Origin of the sequence: Acidovorax sp. (genome assembly GCF_022763525.1) — a bacterium.
GTDB lineage: Bacteria > Pseudomonadota > Gammaproteobacteria > Burkholderiales > Burkholderiaceae_C > Acidovorax.
Window position 1 is genome coordinate 1 of sequence record NZ_JALEGG010000087.1, and the last position, 14606, is coordinate 14606.

Here is a 14606-nt window from a genome sequence, read left to right on the forward strand (position 1 = left end):
CGCATTCCGACCCCGCCCGCATCCTGGGCAAGGTCAGCGACGAGGCGGGGCTGGCACCCGTGTACCGCCGCTGGCTCGACCAGGCGCAACCGGTGATGGGGCGCGCCTCCACCCAGCTGGAGGCCGAGCACATCGTTAGCATGGCGGGCATGCCGCTGCCGCAGTGGATCGTGGCGCGCGTCAGTCCTTCCCAATCCCTGCTGGCGCCGCTGCAAGGGGCGCAGCGCCAGGCGTGGTGGCTGGCTGCCGCCAGCATGCTGCTGTGCTTGCTGCTGATGGCCGCCCTGATGGGCTGGATGGCCCAGCCCCTGGCCCAGCTCACGTACCGCGCTCGCCAGATGCTGCAGCGGGCCACGCAGGCATCCGGAGAAGGTGCGGGGCACGCCTTGGCGTGGCCGCGTGCGGGGGGCGAGGTGGGAGACCTGGTCCGTGTTTTTGAAGGCATGGCCCGGCAGGGCAGCCTCCACCAGCAGTACAAATCCACGCTGGACGGCCAGTTCCAGGCGGTGCTGGACAGCGCGCCTGTGGGCATCGTCATTTCGCGCCGCGGGATCCTGGAGGTCGTCAACCGCCAGGCGCACCTGATGCTTGGCTACGTCCAGGGCGAGTTGCAGGGGCGCCCCGCACGCCTCTTGTATGCCAGCGACGCGGACCACGCGCAGGTGGGGCAGCGTGTGCAGGCCGAATTCGCGGTGCACGGCGTGTTCGACGAGGACGTGTGCTTCATGCGCAAGGACAGCTCACCCGTGTGGGCGCGGGTGCAGGGCCGTGCGGTGCAGCCCGACGGCGGCGCCCAGGGCGGCAGCACGGTATGGATACTGGAGGACATCACCGCCGCCCGCGAGGCGCGGATGGAACGGGCGTGGGAGCGCTCGCACGACGCGCTGACCCAGCTGTACAACCGTGCCGCGTTCGACGAGCGGCTGGGCCTGTTGCTGGCCGAGCGCGCCGCTAGGAGCGTGCGCGGCAGAAGGCATCGAAGCGAAACACCCGAAAACCGAGGATCGCTGGGTAGCGCCGACAAACCCAGGGTGGACCCCTGGGCGCCAGGGGTGCTAACCGGCGAGACCGGTTTGTCGGGCGTTGCAGCCGATGCTCCTTCTGTGGTGCACGCTCCTTGGCCACGGAGCGAGGAGGCGGCGGGCGGCGAGGCGGGCGCGGGCGATGGCGTGGTGCTTTTCCTGGACCTGGACCACTTCACGGTGATCAACGACATCGCGGGCCACGACGCAGGCGACGACGTGCTGCGCCATGTGGCCCGGCTGCTCGAATCCCAGGTGCGCCAGATCGGCTGGGCTGCGCGGCTGGGCGGCGATGAGTTCGCCGTGGTGCTGCCCGGCTGCGCGCTGGCACGCGGCCAGGCGGTGGCCGAGCAACTGCGTGCCTCGGTGCAAGGGTGGGAACCCTCCTACCAGGGCCGCAGCTTCACCTTGGGGGTGAGCATCGGGCTGGTGGTGCTGGATGCGAGCCTGCAGGATGTGCCCTCGGTGCTGTATGCGGCCGACATGGCGTGCTACGACGCCAAGCGGGCAGGGCGCAACCGCGTGGAGATGCGCGAGGTGACTGCTTCGGGCCGAATGGCGTTGGGACCGGTGTGATCTCCCCGGCCCGTGTGCGTCGGCGCATCAGCCCTGGCACAAAGGCATCGCCTGCCGGAAGGGTGTAAAGTAGTTTTGCTATTAAATCAATAGCTGCCTGCGCCTGATTTGTAGGCGCTGGAGCCCGGAAATTACAGAATCCGGCCGTACCACGCCACCGACAGCCCTGCCGCCAGCAACGCCAGCGCGGCGCCCAGCAGGGCCAGCAGCGAAGAAATTTCGGTCTCTTTCTTCTCGATCGTGAGCCGGGAGCTCAGCGTCTCATAGACCTTCTTCAAGTCTTCGGCCGTCGCCGCGTGGAAATACTCGGCATTGGTGCGCGCGGCCACGGCCTTGAGGGTCTCCTCGTCCAGCCGCACGCGCATCGACCAGCCCTCGAAGCCAATGGTCTCGCCCTGTACCGTGCCCACCCCCACGGTGTATACGCGCACGCCCCGGTCGGCGGCCCACTTGGCAGCTTCCAGCGGGTCCACGCCGGTCGTCCGCTGCCCGTCGGTCAGCATGATGATAGCGGCCGAGGTGTAGGAGCCCGGCGCCACCGGGGTGAAGGACTTGGCCGGGTCCTGCTTTCCGATCTCTTCGATCGGGCGCGGGCGCATGGCCTGGCGGCCTCCCAGGGCCGCGATGTCGATGCCTGCGTCGGGAAACAGCGTGGCCAGCGACAGCATGATGCCGTTGCCCGTGGCCGTGCCGCGCTGCAGCTGAAAGCTGTCGATGGCCTTGATGAGGTCCTCGCGGCTTTGCGTCGGCAACTGGGCCAGCTGCGCGCTGCCCGCAAAGGCCACGATGCCCACGCGCACATGGCGCGGCAGTTCGGCGATGAAGGCCTTGGCCGCGTTCTGGGCAGCGGTGATGCGGTCGGGCTCCACGTCGGCGGCGCGCATGCTGCCGGACACATCCATGGCCAGCATGATGGTCTGATCCTGCGCGGGCAGGGTGATGACGGCCAGTGGGCGCGCCGCGGCCAGCAGCAGCGCCACCAGCGCCAGCAGGAACAGCACCGGCGGGATGTGGCGGCGCAGGCGCTGGCCAGGACCCATGGCCTCGCGCACCAGCGCCAGGCTCGAATAGCTCAGCGCCGCCTTCTTGCGCCGGTGCAGCAGCCACCAGTACAGCAGCACCAGCAGCGGGGCGATGAGCAGTAGCCAGAGAAAGGTGGGCCAGAGGAAAACCATGGTTCGTGCGTCCCGGGTGTGTAATCGATTCAGGCCTGGGCGGGCAGGGCCGCGTCTGCCGTGGCTGAGCGCGGCGCGGCACGCGGCATTCGCACGTGCCGTTGGCGCAGGTCCATGTAGCGCAGCAGGGCGTCGACCAGATCGTCATCGGTGCTCAGCTCCAGCGTGTCGGCTCCGGCACGCGCGAGCGAAGTGCGCAGCGCGCCCTCGCGTTCGGCGGCCAGGCGCGCGAAGCGGCGGCGGAATCCCGCATCGTGCGTGTCCACCTGCAGCTGCTCGCCGCTCTCGGCATCGCGCAGCAGCAGCAGGCCCACGTCAGGCAACTCCATCTCCAGCGGGTCCACCAGCCGCACGGCCACCACGTCGTGGCGCTGCGCCAGCTGGGCCAGGGGCTTTTCCCAGCCGGGAGCGCTGATGAAGTCGGACACAACGAACACCGCACTGCGGCGGCGCACGTTGGCCAAACCGGCCTGCAGCAGCCGGTGCAGTTCGGTCGCTGCGCCCTGCTGCGCACGGGGCGATGCGGGGGCAGGCGCGGCGGGTTCCAGCAGGCGATGCAAGAGGTGCAGCACGTGAGCACGGCTGCTGCGCGGGGGCAGCACGGCATCCACCCCGCGCCCGGCCTGGCTGCTGGCGCCGCCATACAGCAGCGCTCCCACGCGGTTGCCGTGCCGCGTCAGCAGGCGCGAGAGCACGGCCACGAACCCCGTGAGGATGTCGCGCTTGGCATGGCCCGGGGGGCCGAAGCTGATCGAGGGGCTCAGGTCCAGCAGAAACCACGCCGTCATCTCGCGGTCTTCGGTGAACACGCGCACGTGGGGCGTGCTCAGCCGCGCGGTGACGTTCCAGTCGATGTGGCGCACGTCATCGTGTGGCTGGTACTCCCGCAGGTCGGCCAGGTCGAGCCCGGTGCCGCGCAGGAGCGTGCGGTAGTCGCCCTGCAGCAGGCCGTCCAGGCGCCGGATGACCTTCCACTCCAGCTCGCGCAGCAGCCGGTCGGCCTGCGCGGGCTGGGCCGGAAGTGCCTGGGCCAGGGCGACGGGGGAGGGCTGGGGAGTGTTGCGCATGGCAGGCCTCAGGCAACGCGGGCGGGTCAGGCGGCTTTTTGCCGTTCGTGGTGCAACGGCCGAGCAGGTGCGGGGATCTTGGCCATGATGCGCTGGATCAGCGCGTCGGCGTCCAGACCGTCGGAGAGCGCCTCGTACGACAGGCTGATGCGGTGGCGCAGCACATCGGCTGCCAGGTCGGTCATGTCCTCCGGCAGAACATAGTTGCGTCCGCGCAGCATGGCCAGAGCCTGTGCGCCTTCGGCCAGGGCGATGGTGGCGCGGGGGCTGGCCCCGCAGCTGATGAAGGCGGCCAAGTCCTTGAGGCCATGCCGTGCGGGTTCCCGGGTGGCCGCCACCAGCTTCACCGCGTATTGCAGCATCGAGGGGTCGACATACACCGTGCGGCACTCGGTCTGCAATGCTGCCAGCTGGCTGGTGGTCGCCACGGGCAGCACCTGCACGGGCAGGTCGAGCGCGCGCTGGGCGATCACGAACTCTTCCTCCTCGGTGGGGTAGGAGAGCAGCACTTTCATCATGAAGCGGTCCACTTGCGCCTCGGGCAGCGCGTAGGTGCCTTCGGTTTCGATGGGGTTCTGTGTGGCCATCACGAGGAACGGCTCGGGCACCCGGTGCGTTTCGCCCGCAATGGTCACCTGGCGCTCCTGCATCACCTCCAGCAGGGCGCTTTGCACCTTCGCGGGGGCGCGGTTGATCTCGTCGGCCAGCAGCAGATGCGTGAACACGGGGCCCAGTGCCGTGCTGAACTCGCCCGTTTTCTGGTTGTACATGCGTGTACCCACCAGGTCGGCTGGCACCAGGTCGGGCGTGAACTGGATGCGCTTGAAGCTGCCCTGGATCGTGCTGGCCAGGGTCTTCACCGTGAGCGTCTTGGCCAGGCCTGGAACCCCTTCCACCAGCAGGTGGCCCTGGGCGAGCATGGCCACCATGACACGTTCCAGGAATCGGTCTTGCCCGACCACCACGCGTTTGACTTCAAAAAGCACCTGTTCCATCAAGGTGGCGGTGTTGGTGGTGGTTTCCATGGGTGTCCTTCCTTGTGTCTGATCCACGATGCGCGGCCGCCCGCTAGAACGGCGGCATGCCCACGGCCGAGGCCGCGTTTTCGATGGGCACGGCGAACCCGATACCGATGAACGTCCGCGCCGGGGTGGGGTTGAGGATGGCGGTCACGATGCCCACGACCTCACCATCGAGCGTGACCAGCGGGCCGCCGGAGTTGCCCGGATTGGCCGCTGCGTCGAACTGGATCAGGTTGCTGAGCTGGCGTTTGCCCTCGGGCGAAGTGAACTCGCGCTGGAGGCCGGAGATCACGCCTGCAGACGCCGATGGCCCGATGCCGAACGGAAAGCCTACCGCCACCACGTGGTCGCCCGGGCGCAGGTCCTGCGTGGAGCGCAGGGGCGCGGCAAACAGATCGTCGGGCACCTTGTGCGCCTGCAGTACGGCCAGGTCGTTTTCGGGCTGCGCGCCCGTGATGCTGGCCGTGGTCTCCAGGCCGTCGTGGAAGGTGATGGCAATGCGGTCCGAGCCCGCCACCACATGCAGGTTGGTCAGGATGATGCCCTTGTCGACAATCACCACACCGGTGCCGATGCCGCGCTCGACTTCTTCCTTGCCGTTCTTGCTGCGGCCGTAGCCCACGACCCGCACGATCGAAGGCGAAATGGCTTCCACAGCCCGCGCGGCGGCGGATGGTGGCGTGGTGGTCTCCAGGGTGCGCAACACCGCGGCATCGATGTCCTCCTGCGTGATCCGGTGCGGGGCCGGGCGCTGGTGCAGCCAGAGGCTGGCGATGAGCAGGGCAGCGAGCAGTGCTGTGGTGGCCCACAGCCCGCGCAACTGCCGCCGCGACGGGTGGGGGCCTGGGGCGGGCCCGGCGGCCGGGGCTTCCTGCGCTTCGGAGACCGGCGGCGCGGGGGGGGGCTCGGGCGGGGCCACGCTCGGCGCGGAGCGGGGGGCGCGGCGGGATTGGATGTAGAGGGCGGGCCGGGGCATCCTGTCACCTTGACGATGAGCACGCCGCAGGGGCGCGAGCGGATTCACGTTAGCACGGATCGCCCGCCACTGCACATCCGAGGTCTCATCAAGGTGTTGCTGAATGCATGTATTGCGGAACCCGTAGGGGTGGGCTGCCTACGCCTCTGCGGTCGGTGGCAGCGTGGCCTCGGCTGGTCCGCCGTTGCTTTTTCCAGCCAATAGCTGGGCGATTGACTTCGAAAAGGCGCTTGGCGGCCTATCCCGACCCGCACTACCACGGACTCGCGAGGGCTATGCACGCCATCCCCATGCTGCTGGGGCATCATGGCGCCATGCACGCCTGGATCGATACCCATTGCCACCTGGACGCCCCGGAGTTCGACCCCGACCGCGACCGGGTGCGCAGCGACGCCCGGGATCGGGGCGTGATCCACTGCGTGATCCCTGCGGTGGCCCGCAGCAACTGGGCTACCGTGCGGGACTTGGCGCACCGCCACGGCGACAGCTACGCGCTGGGCATCCATCCGTTGTGCACCCCCGACGCCCACGACGACGACCTGGATTGGCTGGCCCGCGAACTCGACGCTCACCGCAACGATCCGCGCCTGGTCGCCGTTGGCGAGATCGGTCTGGACTATTTCGTGCCGGGCCTGGACCCTGCGCGGCAGGAGCGTTTTTACCGCGGGCAGCTGCAGTTGGCCCGCCGTTTCGACCTCCCCGTGTTGCTGCACGTGCGGCGTTCTGCCGACAAGCTGCTCAAGGCCCTGCGCGAGTTGCCCGTGCAAGGCGGCATTGCGCACGCCTTCAATGGCAGCCTGCAGCAGGCGCAGGCGTTCATCGGCCTGGGATTCAAGCTCGGCTTTGGCGGCGCCATGACCTATGACCGCGCGCTGCAGCTGCGCCGCTTGGCCGCCGAGCTGCCGCAGGAGGCGCTGGTGGTCGAAACCGATGCGCCCGATATCCCGCCCCACTGGCTGTACACCACGGCCGCCCAACGGGCCGCGGGCCAGCCGCAGGGCCGCAACACGCCGGGGGAGCTCGCGCGCATCGCACCCCTCCTGGCGCAATTGCGCGGCCAGCCCGAGGACGCGCTGGCCAGCAGCACCTGTGCCAACGCGCTGGCGGCGCTGCCCCGGTTGCGGTCCCTCGTTCGCGCTTGAATGGCCGACATTTTGATGAGCCACCGCTGAGTGGCAAACGGTTGGCCGCTATCGTTTTTTTGCAAATGGTGAGGGAGTCCGGAAAGTTTGGGGTCAGAATGGGTGGATGCCCGAAGTCCTCACCATGCCCCCCTCGCCGCACGCCGGTGATCAGCCGCCGGCATCGCCCGCGCGCCTGGCAGGGTTGCCGCCGGTGGTGTCGGCGGACTCGGTGGTATTGATCCTCGGGAGCTTTCCGGGGGCGGCTTCCTTGAGGCTTCGCCAGTACTATGCGCACCCACAAAACCATTTCTGGAAAATTTTGCAGGCACTGTGGCCGCAGCATCCCTTGCCACCCGCTGGAACCGACGGGTACGCCGCGCGGTGCGACTGGCTGCTGGCACGGCGGCTGGGCCTGTGGGATGTGTACGAGAGCTGCGAGCGGGAAGGCAGCCTGGACACCAGCATCCGCCATCCGCAAGTGAACGATTTTGCGCGCCTGCGTCAGGCGTGCCCCCGGCTCGCCGCCGTTGCGCACAATGGCGGCGAAAGCTTCAAGCATGCGCGCGCGGTGCTCGCCAGTTTTGGCCAGCCCCGCCCGACGGTGGGCGGCGGCGTGCCCGCCCGCCCCGGGCGGAAGCAGGGTGCTGGTGCGGATCTCGCCAGCCCCGTCGCGTCGCACCGCCTTCCCTCCACCAGCCCCGCCAATGCGTCCTGGAGCTTTGAGCGTAAATTGGCCGCCTGGACGGCACTCATGTCCACCCATGGCCTGCTTTGACTGCCTTGAATGACCCGCAAGAAAGATAAACCGAAAGAACTGCCCGAAGTCAGCGTGTCCGACGACGGAGATGTGCGCCACCTGCACTTGGGCACCCCCTGGATCCAGGGCTCGATGCGCATTGCCGAGCCCTTTGCGCTGGAGCTGGAGTACGTTCAGCGCATGATGGCCTGGCTGTTGTTTGCCGACCTGGCTCAGGTTTCCAAAGGCCACGCGATGCAGCTGGGCCTGGGCGCAGGCGCCATCACCAAGTTCTGCCACAAGAAGCTGCGCATCTGCACCACGGCCATTGAGCTCAACCCGCAGGTGCTGGCCGTGTGCCGGCACTGGTTCAAGCTGCCGCCGGATGGTCCCAAGCTGCGCGTGGTGCTGGCGGATGCCGCGCAAGAGATCAGAAACCCCATGTGGCTGGGCACGGTGGATGCGCTGGCGGTGGACCTGTATGACCATGAAGCCGCCGCGCCCGTGCTGGACAGCCCCGAGTTCTACGCCGACTGCCGCGCGTTGCTCACCGAAACCGGCAGCATGACCGTGAACCTTTTCGGGCGTGCGTCGAGCTTCGACCGCAGCCTGCAAAGCATGGCAGCGGCGTTTGGCGAAGATGCGCTGTGGGCCTTCAAGCCCACGCGCGAGGGCAACACCGTGGTGCTGGCGCAAAGGACTCCCACCCGCCCCAAGCGCGCCGAACTGGCCGAACGCGCCCAGGCGATCCAGGAGCGCTGGGAGCTGCCCACCGCCAAGGGGTTGCGGGCGTTCAAGCCCGTGGTGGCCTAGGGCCTGTTCACATTATTTTTGCCAGATGCGTTGCGTTGCCAAGGGCCATGCGCGAGGCGCCAAACCAATCTGGGGTGGGGCCCCAGCGCGGGGTTGCCACGCCGCGGATGGGCCGTGGGCATCGCCACCCGAAGGGAAGGCTTCCCGCGCCACGCCACTCGTCGTTGCGTTCCTAGCCAAGGCCCCCGGCCTTGGCGTCGTCACGCGCCTAGATTGGCGTGGCGGGAGAGGCCTTCGCAATGGCAAAAATAGTGTGAACAGGCCCTAGTGTCCTGTCCCGCAAATAAATGCCAATAAAACCGCGTCTTTCACGCCAGGGCTGCGTTGCAAATCCTCGCGATAGCACTGACTCTCGCTGCGGTTTGCGCCTTGCCCTGGCGCGAAATCCATCGGTTTTATTTCGTCATCTATTTACGGGACAGGACACTAGCATTCAACTCCGGTGATCAGCGCCCGCGCTGCCCACCACGGTCTCATATGAAAGGCAGTTGATGAAAACTTCCCTGGCTTCCCCACAAGGCAGTACGGCGCGGCCTTTTGCCGGCCCGCTGGATTGGCGGCGCGTGGTGCAGTGGCTCAGCGATGACGAGGTCATCTCCCAAGAGGAGGCGCAGCGCACCATCGCCCGCTGTTCGCAGGCCGAAAGCTCGCAGCACGCCCTGGTGCGTCTGGCCAACGTGGCCATGACGCGCGCCAGCGACGGCAAGCCGCTCGATATCGAAGCGCTGTCCGAGTACCTTGCCAAGCGCGCGGGCCTGCCTTACCTGCGCATCGATCCGCTCAAGGTGGACGTGGGGCGCGTGGCCGACACCATGAGCGCGACCTATGCGGAGCGCCACAAGGTGCTTCCCGTGCAGGTCACGCCCAAGGAAGTGGTGGTGGCCACCGCCGAGCCATTCATCGAGGACTGGGTGGCCGAGGTGGAGCGGCAGTCCCGCCGCACGGTGCGCCGGGTGGTCGCCAACCCGGCGGACATTCATCGGTTCACCGCCGAATTCTTCGCCTTGGCCAAATCGGTGCGTGCCGCCCAGAAGGCGGGCGGCAACTCCGGCGGCAGCAGCTTCGAGCAGCTGGTCGAGCTGGGCAAGAGCAACAAGCAGCTTGATGCCAACGACCAGGGCGTGGTCAAGGTGGTCGACTGGCTCTGGCAATACGCCTTTGACCAGCGCGCGAGCGACATCCACCTGGAGCCGCGGCGTGACCAGGGCGTCATCCGTTTTCGCATCGACGGCGTGCTGCACCCGGTCTACCAGATGCCCATGGGCGTGCACAACGCCATGGTCTCGCGCATCAAGCTGCTGGGCCGCATCGACGTGGTGGAAAAGCGCCGCCCGCAGGACGGCCGGATCAAGACACGAAACCAGCGCGGCGATGAGGTGGAAATGCGTCTGTCCACGCTGCCGACGGCCTTTGGCGAAAAGATGGTCATGCGGATCTTCGATCCGGACAACGCCGTTAAGGACCTGGATGCGCTGGGCTTTTCGCAGCACGACGCCGAGCGCTGGGAGGCGCTGGTCAAGCGGCCGCACGGCATCGTGCTGGTGACGGGCCCCACGGGCTCCGGCAAGACCACCACCTTGTACTCCACCTTGAAGCGCGTGGCCACCGAAGAGGTTAACGTGAGCACCGTGGAGGACCCGATCGAAATGATCGAGCCCAGCTTCAACCAGACGCAGGTGCAGCCCCAGTTGGATTTCAACTTTGCCGAAGGCCTGCGCGCACTGATGCGCCAGGACCCGGACATCATCATGGTGGGGGAAATCCGCGACTTGGAAACCGCCGAGATGGCCATCCAGGCAGCGCTCACAGGGCACCTGGTGTTCTCCACGCTGCACACCAACGATGCGCCCTCGGCCATCACCCGCATGATGGAACTGGGCGTGCCCCCCTATCTGCTCAACGCCACCTTGCTCGGCGTGCTGGCGCAGCGCCTGGTGCGCACGCTGTGCAAGCAGTGCAAGCAAAAAGACGACGGGGGCGACCGCGAGACGCTGATGGCGGCTGTCAAGCCGTGGAAGCTCAGCGGGGGCTACCACCCCTACAAGCCCGTGGGCTGCGTCGATTGCCGCATGAGCGGGTTCCGGGGCCGCATGGGCCTGTACGAACTGCTCACGGTCACCGAGCCCCTCAAGGAAAAGATCAACCAGTCTCCCTCTATCGACATGCTGCGCCGCCAAGCGGTGCAGGACGGCATGCGCCCGCTGCGGCTGGCGGGGGCGCTGCGTGTGGCGGAGGGTGTGACCACGCTGGACGAAGTCATTACCGCAACGCCACCGCTCGAATAGCGTTCTTGCAAGGCTGAGAGCGGCTAACAAAACTCCTTTGCTCCTCAGGCGTCGTTGCAGCGGCTTGTCGTACACGTTGTACTGCCTGCAACGCAGCGCCTAGCCAGAACCGCTTCGCTGAGTTCTGCTGGCCGCTCTCAGGCAGATCGCGCGCTCTGCCGAAACCGCTGCCTGCCCGGCCTGGGCAAGCTTTACGACCCCATGGCCGCTGATGGCTGGGACGGGAAGGGTTACGGAATGTAGGTGGAATCCACATCCACGCACGCCCTGGATGCCCCCACAATCGCGCAGTCGAAAATCCGCCAAGGAGACAATTCGTGAAAATCAAAAGTCAAAAGGACTTCTTTGCCGGCCTCATGTTCATGGGTGTGGGCGTGGCGTTTGCGTGGGGAGCCACTACGTACAACGTCGGAAATGGGGCTCGCATGGGCCCGGGTTACTTCCCGCTACTGCTGGGGATCCTGCTGGCCATCATCGGCGGCGCGATCACCTTCAAGGCCACCACGGTCGAGACGCAGGATGGTGACAAGATCGGCAAGTGGGCCTGGAAGCCGCTGTTCTTCATCCTGGCTGCCAACTTTGCGTTCGGCATCCTGCTGGGCGGACTGCCCAGCCTGGGTGTGCCTGCCATGGGCCTCATCGTGGGCATCTATGCGCTGGTCTTCATTTCCAGCCTGGCTGGCCAGGAGTTCCACGCCAAATCGGTATTCCTTCTGGCCACGATCCTGGCCATAGGAAGTTATGTGGCATTCGTCTGGGCGCTCAAGCTGCAGTTCCCTGTGTGGCCGAGTTTCATCACGGGTTGAGCAGGAGCACCGACCATGGAATTATTTGACAACCTCGCGATGGGTTTTGGCGTGGCCTTCACGTTCCAGAACCTGATCTACTGCTTCATCGGCTGCCTGCTGGGTACGCTCATCGGTGTGCTGCCCGGCATCGGGCCGGTGGCCACCATCGCCATGCTGTTGCCGGCCACGTATGCGCTGCCGCCCGTGGCCGCGCTGATCATGCTGGCGGGCATCTACTACGGTGCACAGTACGGCGGCTCCACCACCGCGATCCTGGTGAACCTGCCCGGCGAATCTTCGTCGGTGGTGACCGTGATCGACGGCTACCAAATGGCGCGCAAGGGCCGAGCTGGCCCTGCGCTGGCGGCGGCGGGCCTGGGCTCGTTCTTTGCCGGCTGCGTGGGTACGCTGATCCTGGCGGCCTTCGCTCCTCCGTTGACCGAAGTGGCGTTCAAGTTCGGCCCTGCCGAGTACTTCTCGCTGATGGTGCTGGGCCTGATTGGCGCCGTGGTTCTGGCTTCGGGCTCGCTGCTCAAGGCCGTGGCCATGATCGTGCTGGGCCTGCTGATGGGCCTCGTGGGTACCGACGTGAACTCGGGTGTCGCGCGTTTCAGCTTCGACATTCCGGAGCTGACCGACGGCATCGGCTTTGTGACCATCGCCATGGGTGTGTTCGGCTACGGCGAAATCATCGCCAACCTCTCGCGCCCCGATGACGAGCGCGAAGTGTTCACTGCCAAGGTGGAAGGTCTGTTCCCCACCAAGGATGACTTCAAGCGCATGATTCCTGCCGTGCTGCGGGGTACGGCGCTGGGTGCCGCCCTCGGCATCCTGCCCGGTGGTGGTGCCTTGCTGGCCGCGTTTGCAGCCTACACGGTGGAGAAGAAGACCAAGCTCAAGCCCGGTGAAGTGCCGTTCGGCCAGGGCAACATCCGCGGTGTGGCGGCGCCCGAGTCGGCCAACAATGCCGGTTCGCAGACTTCCTTCATCCCGCTGCTGACGCTGGGTATCCCTCCCAACGCCGTGATGGCGCTGATGGTGGGTGCCATGACGATCCACAACATCCAGCCTGGTCCCCAGGTGATGACGAGCAATCCCGAGCTGTTCTGGGGCCTGATCGCCTCGATGTGGCTGGGCAATGCCATGCTGATCATCTTGAACCTGCCGCTGATCGGCATCTGGATCAAGCTGCTCACGGTGCCCTACCGCTGGCTGTTCCCGTCCATCGTGCTGTTCTGCGCCGTGGGTGTGTATTCGACCAACAACAACACCTGGGACATCTGGATGGTGGGTGCGTTTGGTCTGGTGGGCTACATCTTCCACAAGCTGGGCACCGAACCCGCACCTCTGCTGCTGGGCTTCATCCTCGGCCCGATGATGGAAGAAAACCTGCGCCGCGCGCTGCTGCTGTCGCGTGGCGACTGGAGCGTGTTTGTCACGCGTCCGCTGTCGGCGGGCCTGCTGGCTGCTGCGGCGCTGCTGCTCATCATCGTGCTGCTGCCTTCGGTGAAGAGCAAGCGCGAGGAAGCCTTCGTCGAAGACTGACGGCACGGCCTTTTCCATCCGACTCCAGAACAACGGCGCCTTCGGGCGCCGTTGTTTTTTGGCGATCTGCAGCCGCAGCACGCCCTCAGCGCCAGTACACAATGGCGGGCAAGAGGCCCGCATGTCCACTCCAATCCACCTGCCGCAGCATCCCCACCGGGCGATGCTGCACAACGAAATCCACGCCCGTCCGCCTGAGGCCATGACGGCCCCGCTGGCCATCGCACACATCGTGATGCTGGCCGACGCCGCGGGGCGCGAAGCAAGCAGGGCCCACGTGGCGGCCCTATTGCGCGACCATCACCTGGCACTGCCCGATGCGAACACCACCCACCTGCGCATGGACCTGGGGGCTTTCCGCATGCGGTGGGAACTGCACACCGAGTTTGTCTCGTGGACTTTCATGGTGCCTCTGGTGGCGGACGCCTTTGGCGAGCGGGAGCCCGCCAGCGCTGCCGACACCGTGCCGCGCGAGTGGCTGTCGGCCTTGCCCGGCCAGTGCCTGTGCAGCCTCAACCTGTGGGTGCTGCCCACGCACACCTTCGGTTCGGGTTCGCTGGTCAAGCATGTGCTGCACGAGGACACGCTGGTGGCCTCCACGGTGGCAGACGGGCATGGCGAGGTCTACACGGACTTTGCGATCCACGCCGATGGGTTTTCGCGCATGGTGCTGCTCGCGGGCGGCATGACGCAGCGCCGACTGGGCCGACTGGTGCAGCGCCTGCTGGAGATCGAGACCTACCGCATGGCGGCGTTGCTGGGCCTGCCGGCTGCGCGCGAGGCCGCGAGCGTGCTGGCCTTTGCCGAGCGGGAACTGGCCGAGCTGGCCAATGCCATCCGCACCGCCAACCGCGACGCCGAGCCCGTGCTGCTCGACCGCCTGACCCGCCTGGCGGGGCAGGTGGAGAGCCAGTACGCGGCCACGCACTCGCGCTTTTCTGCTAGCAGTGCGTATTTCGAGCTGCTGGACCGCCGCATCGAGGACATCGCCGAAACGCGCCTGGCAGGGATGCAGACCATCCGCGAATTCATGGACCGGCGCCTCACGCCCGCACGCAGCACCTGCGAGTGGGCAGCGCGGCGCCAGGATGCGCTGTCGCAACGCGTATCGCGCATGAGCAACTTGCTGCGCACGCGCGTGGAGATCGAGCAGCAGCAGAGCAGCCAGGCGCTGCTGACCACCATGAACCACCGGCAGGATTTGCAGCTGCAGATGCAGTCCACGGTGGAGGGGCTGTCGGTGGCGGCCATCACCTACTACATCGTGGGGCTGGTCAGCTACCTGGCCAAGGGAGCGCAAAAACTGGGCTGGCCGCTGTCGCCCGAGACCACGGCGGCCATCGCGATCCCCGTGGTGGCGCTGGGGGTATGGTGGTCGCTGCGCAGGCTGCACCACAAGGTCTTCCGCAAGCACGGCTGAACGCTGCCGCGAGGGGTGTTCGCGCAGAGGGCAGCGCTGCCGCGGGGTGCGGCCCAT

The 14606-nt window shown here is 66.9% G+C and carries 12 protein-coding genes; 8 read left to right on the top strand and 4 right to left on the bottom strand.

The features are described from left to right. On the top strand, window positions 1-1598 hold a 1598-nt coding region (locus MRY84_RS06655; RefSeq protein WP_291504957.1), incomplete at its 5' end, for a GGDEF domain-containing protein. 131 nt (window positions 1599-1729) lie between these two features. Here MRY84_RS06655 and MRY84_RS06660 read toward each other — a convergent pair. Genes MRY84_RS06660 through MRY84_RS06675 form a run of 4 tightly spaced genes read right to left on the bottom strand, consistent with a single transcriptional unit; the run spans window position 1730 to window position 5838 of the window. Then, complete coding sequence (locus tag MRY84_RS06660; RefSeq protein WP_291504958.1) at window positions 1730-2773, bottom strand: VWA domain-containing protein; 1044 nt, start codon at window positions 2771-2773, stop codon at window positions 1730-1732. 29 nt (window positions 2774-2802) lie between these two features. Beyond that, window positions 2803-3840, bottom strand: a complete 1038-nt coding sequence (locus tag MRY84_RS06665) for a DUF58 domain-containing protein (protein WP_291504959.1) — start codon at window positions 3838-3840, stop codon at window positions 2803-2805. Window positions 3841-3866: 26 nt separating this feature from the next. Then, window positions 3867-4865: a MoxR family ATPase gene (locus tag MRY84_RS06670; protein WP_291504960.1), complete on the bottom strand. Its 999-nt coding sequence runs from the start codon at window positions 4863-4865 to the stop codon at window positions 3867-3869. Between the two features lie 43 nt (window positions 4866-4908). Continuing rightward, window positions 4909-5838 carry a trypsin-like peptidase domain-containing protein gene (locus MRY84_RS06675; protein ID WP_291504961.1) on the bottom strand — a complete coding sequence of 310 codons (930 nt, stop codon included), beginning with the start codon at window positions 5836-5838 and terminating at the stop codon, window positions 4909-4911. 314 nt (window positions 5839-6152) lie between these two features. On the opposite strand from MRY84_RS06675, the gene MRY84_RS06680 reads away from it, so the two are divergent. From MRY84_RS06680 to MRY84_RS06710, 7 genes are all read left to right on the top strand, one after another. Further along, entirely contained in the window at window positions 6153-6980 is an 828-nt protein-coding gene (locus tag MRY84_RS06680; protein ID WP_291505015.1) for a TatD family hydrolase, read from the top strand. Between the two features lie 106 nt (window positions 6981-7086). Further along, window positions 7087-7737: a DNA-deoxyinosine glycosylase gene (locus MRY84_RS06685; protein WP_291504962.1), complete on the top strand. Its 651-nt coding sequence runs from the start codon at window positions 7087-7089 to the stop codon at window positions 7735-7737. A gap of 9 nt (window positions 7738-7746) precedes the next feature. After that, window positions 7747-8511, top strand: coding sequence for a spermidine synthase (locus MRY84_RS06690; RefSeq protein ID WP_291504963.1), 765 nt, complete (start codon window positions 7747-7749; stop codon window positions 8509-8511). A gap of 491 nt (window positions 8512-9002) precedes the next feature. Then, window positions 9003-10796, top strand: a complete 1794-nt coding sequence (locus MRY84_RS06695) for a type II/IV secretion system protein (protein WP_291504964.1) — start codon at window positions 9003-9005, stop codon at window positions 10794-10796. Window positions 10797-11113: 317 nt separating this feature from the next. Further along, window positions 11114-11602, top strand: a complete 489-nt coding sequence (locus MRY84_RS06700; protein WP_291504965.1) for a tripartite tricarboxylate transporter TctB family protein — start codon at window positions 11114-11116, stop codon at window positions 11600-11602. Window positions 11603-11617: 15 nt separating this feature from the next. After that, entirely contained in the window at window positions 11618-13129 is a 1512-nt protein-coding gene (locus MRY84_RS06705) for a tripartite tricarboxylate transporter permease (RefSeq protein WP_291504966.1), read from the top strand. A gap of 121 nt (window positions 13130-13250) precedes the next feature. Further along, on the top strand, window positions 13251-14549 hold the full coding sequence (locus MRY84_RS06710; RefSeq protein ID WP_291504967.1) for a DUF3422 domain-containing protein: 1299 nt from the start codon (window positions 13251-13253) through the stop codon (window positions 14547-14549). Window positions 14550-14606 lie beyond the last annotated feature (57 nt).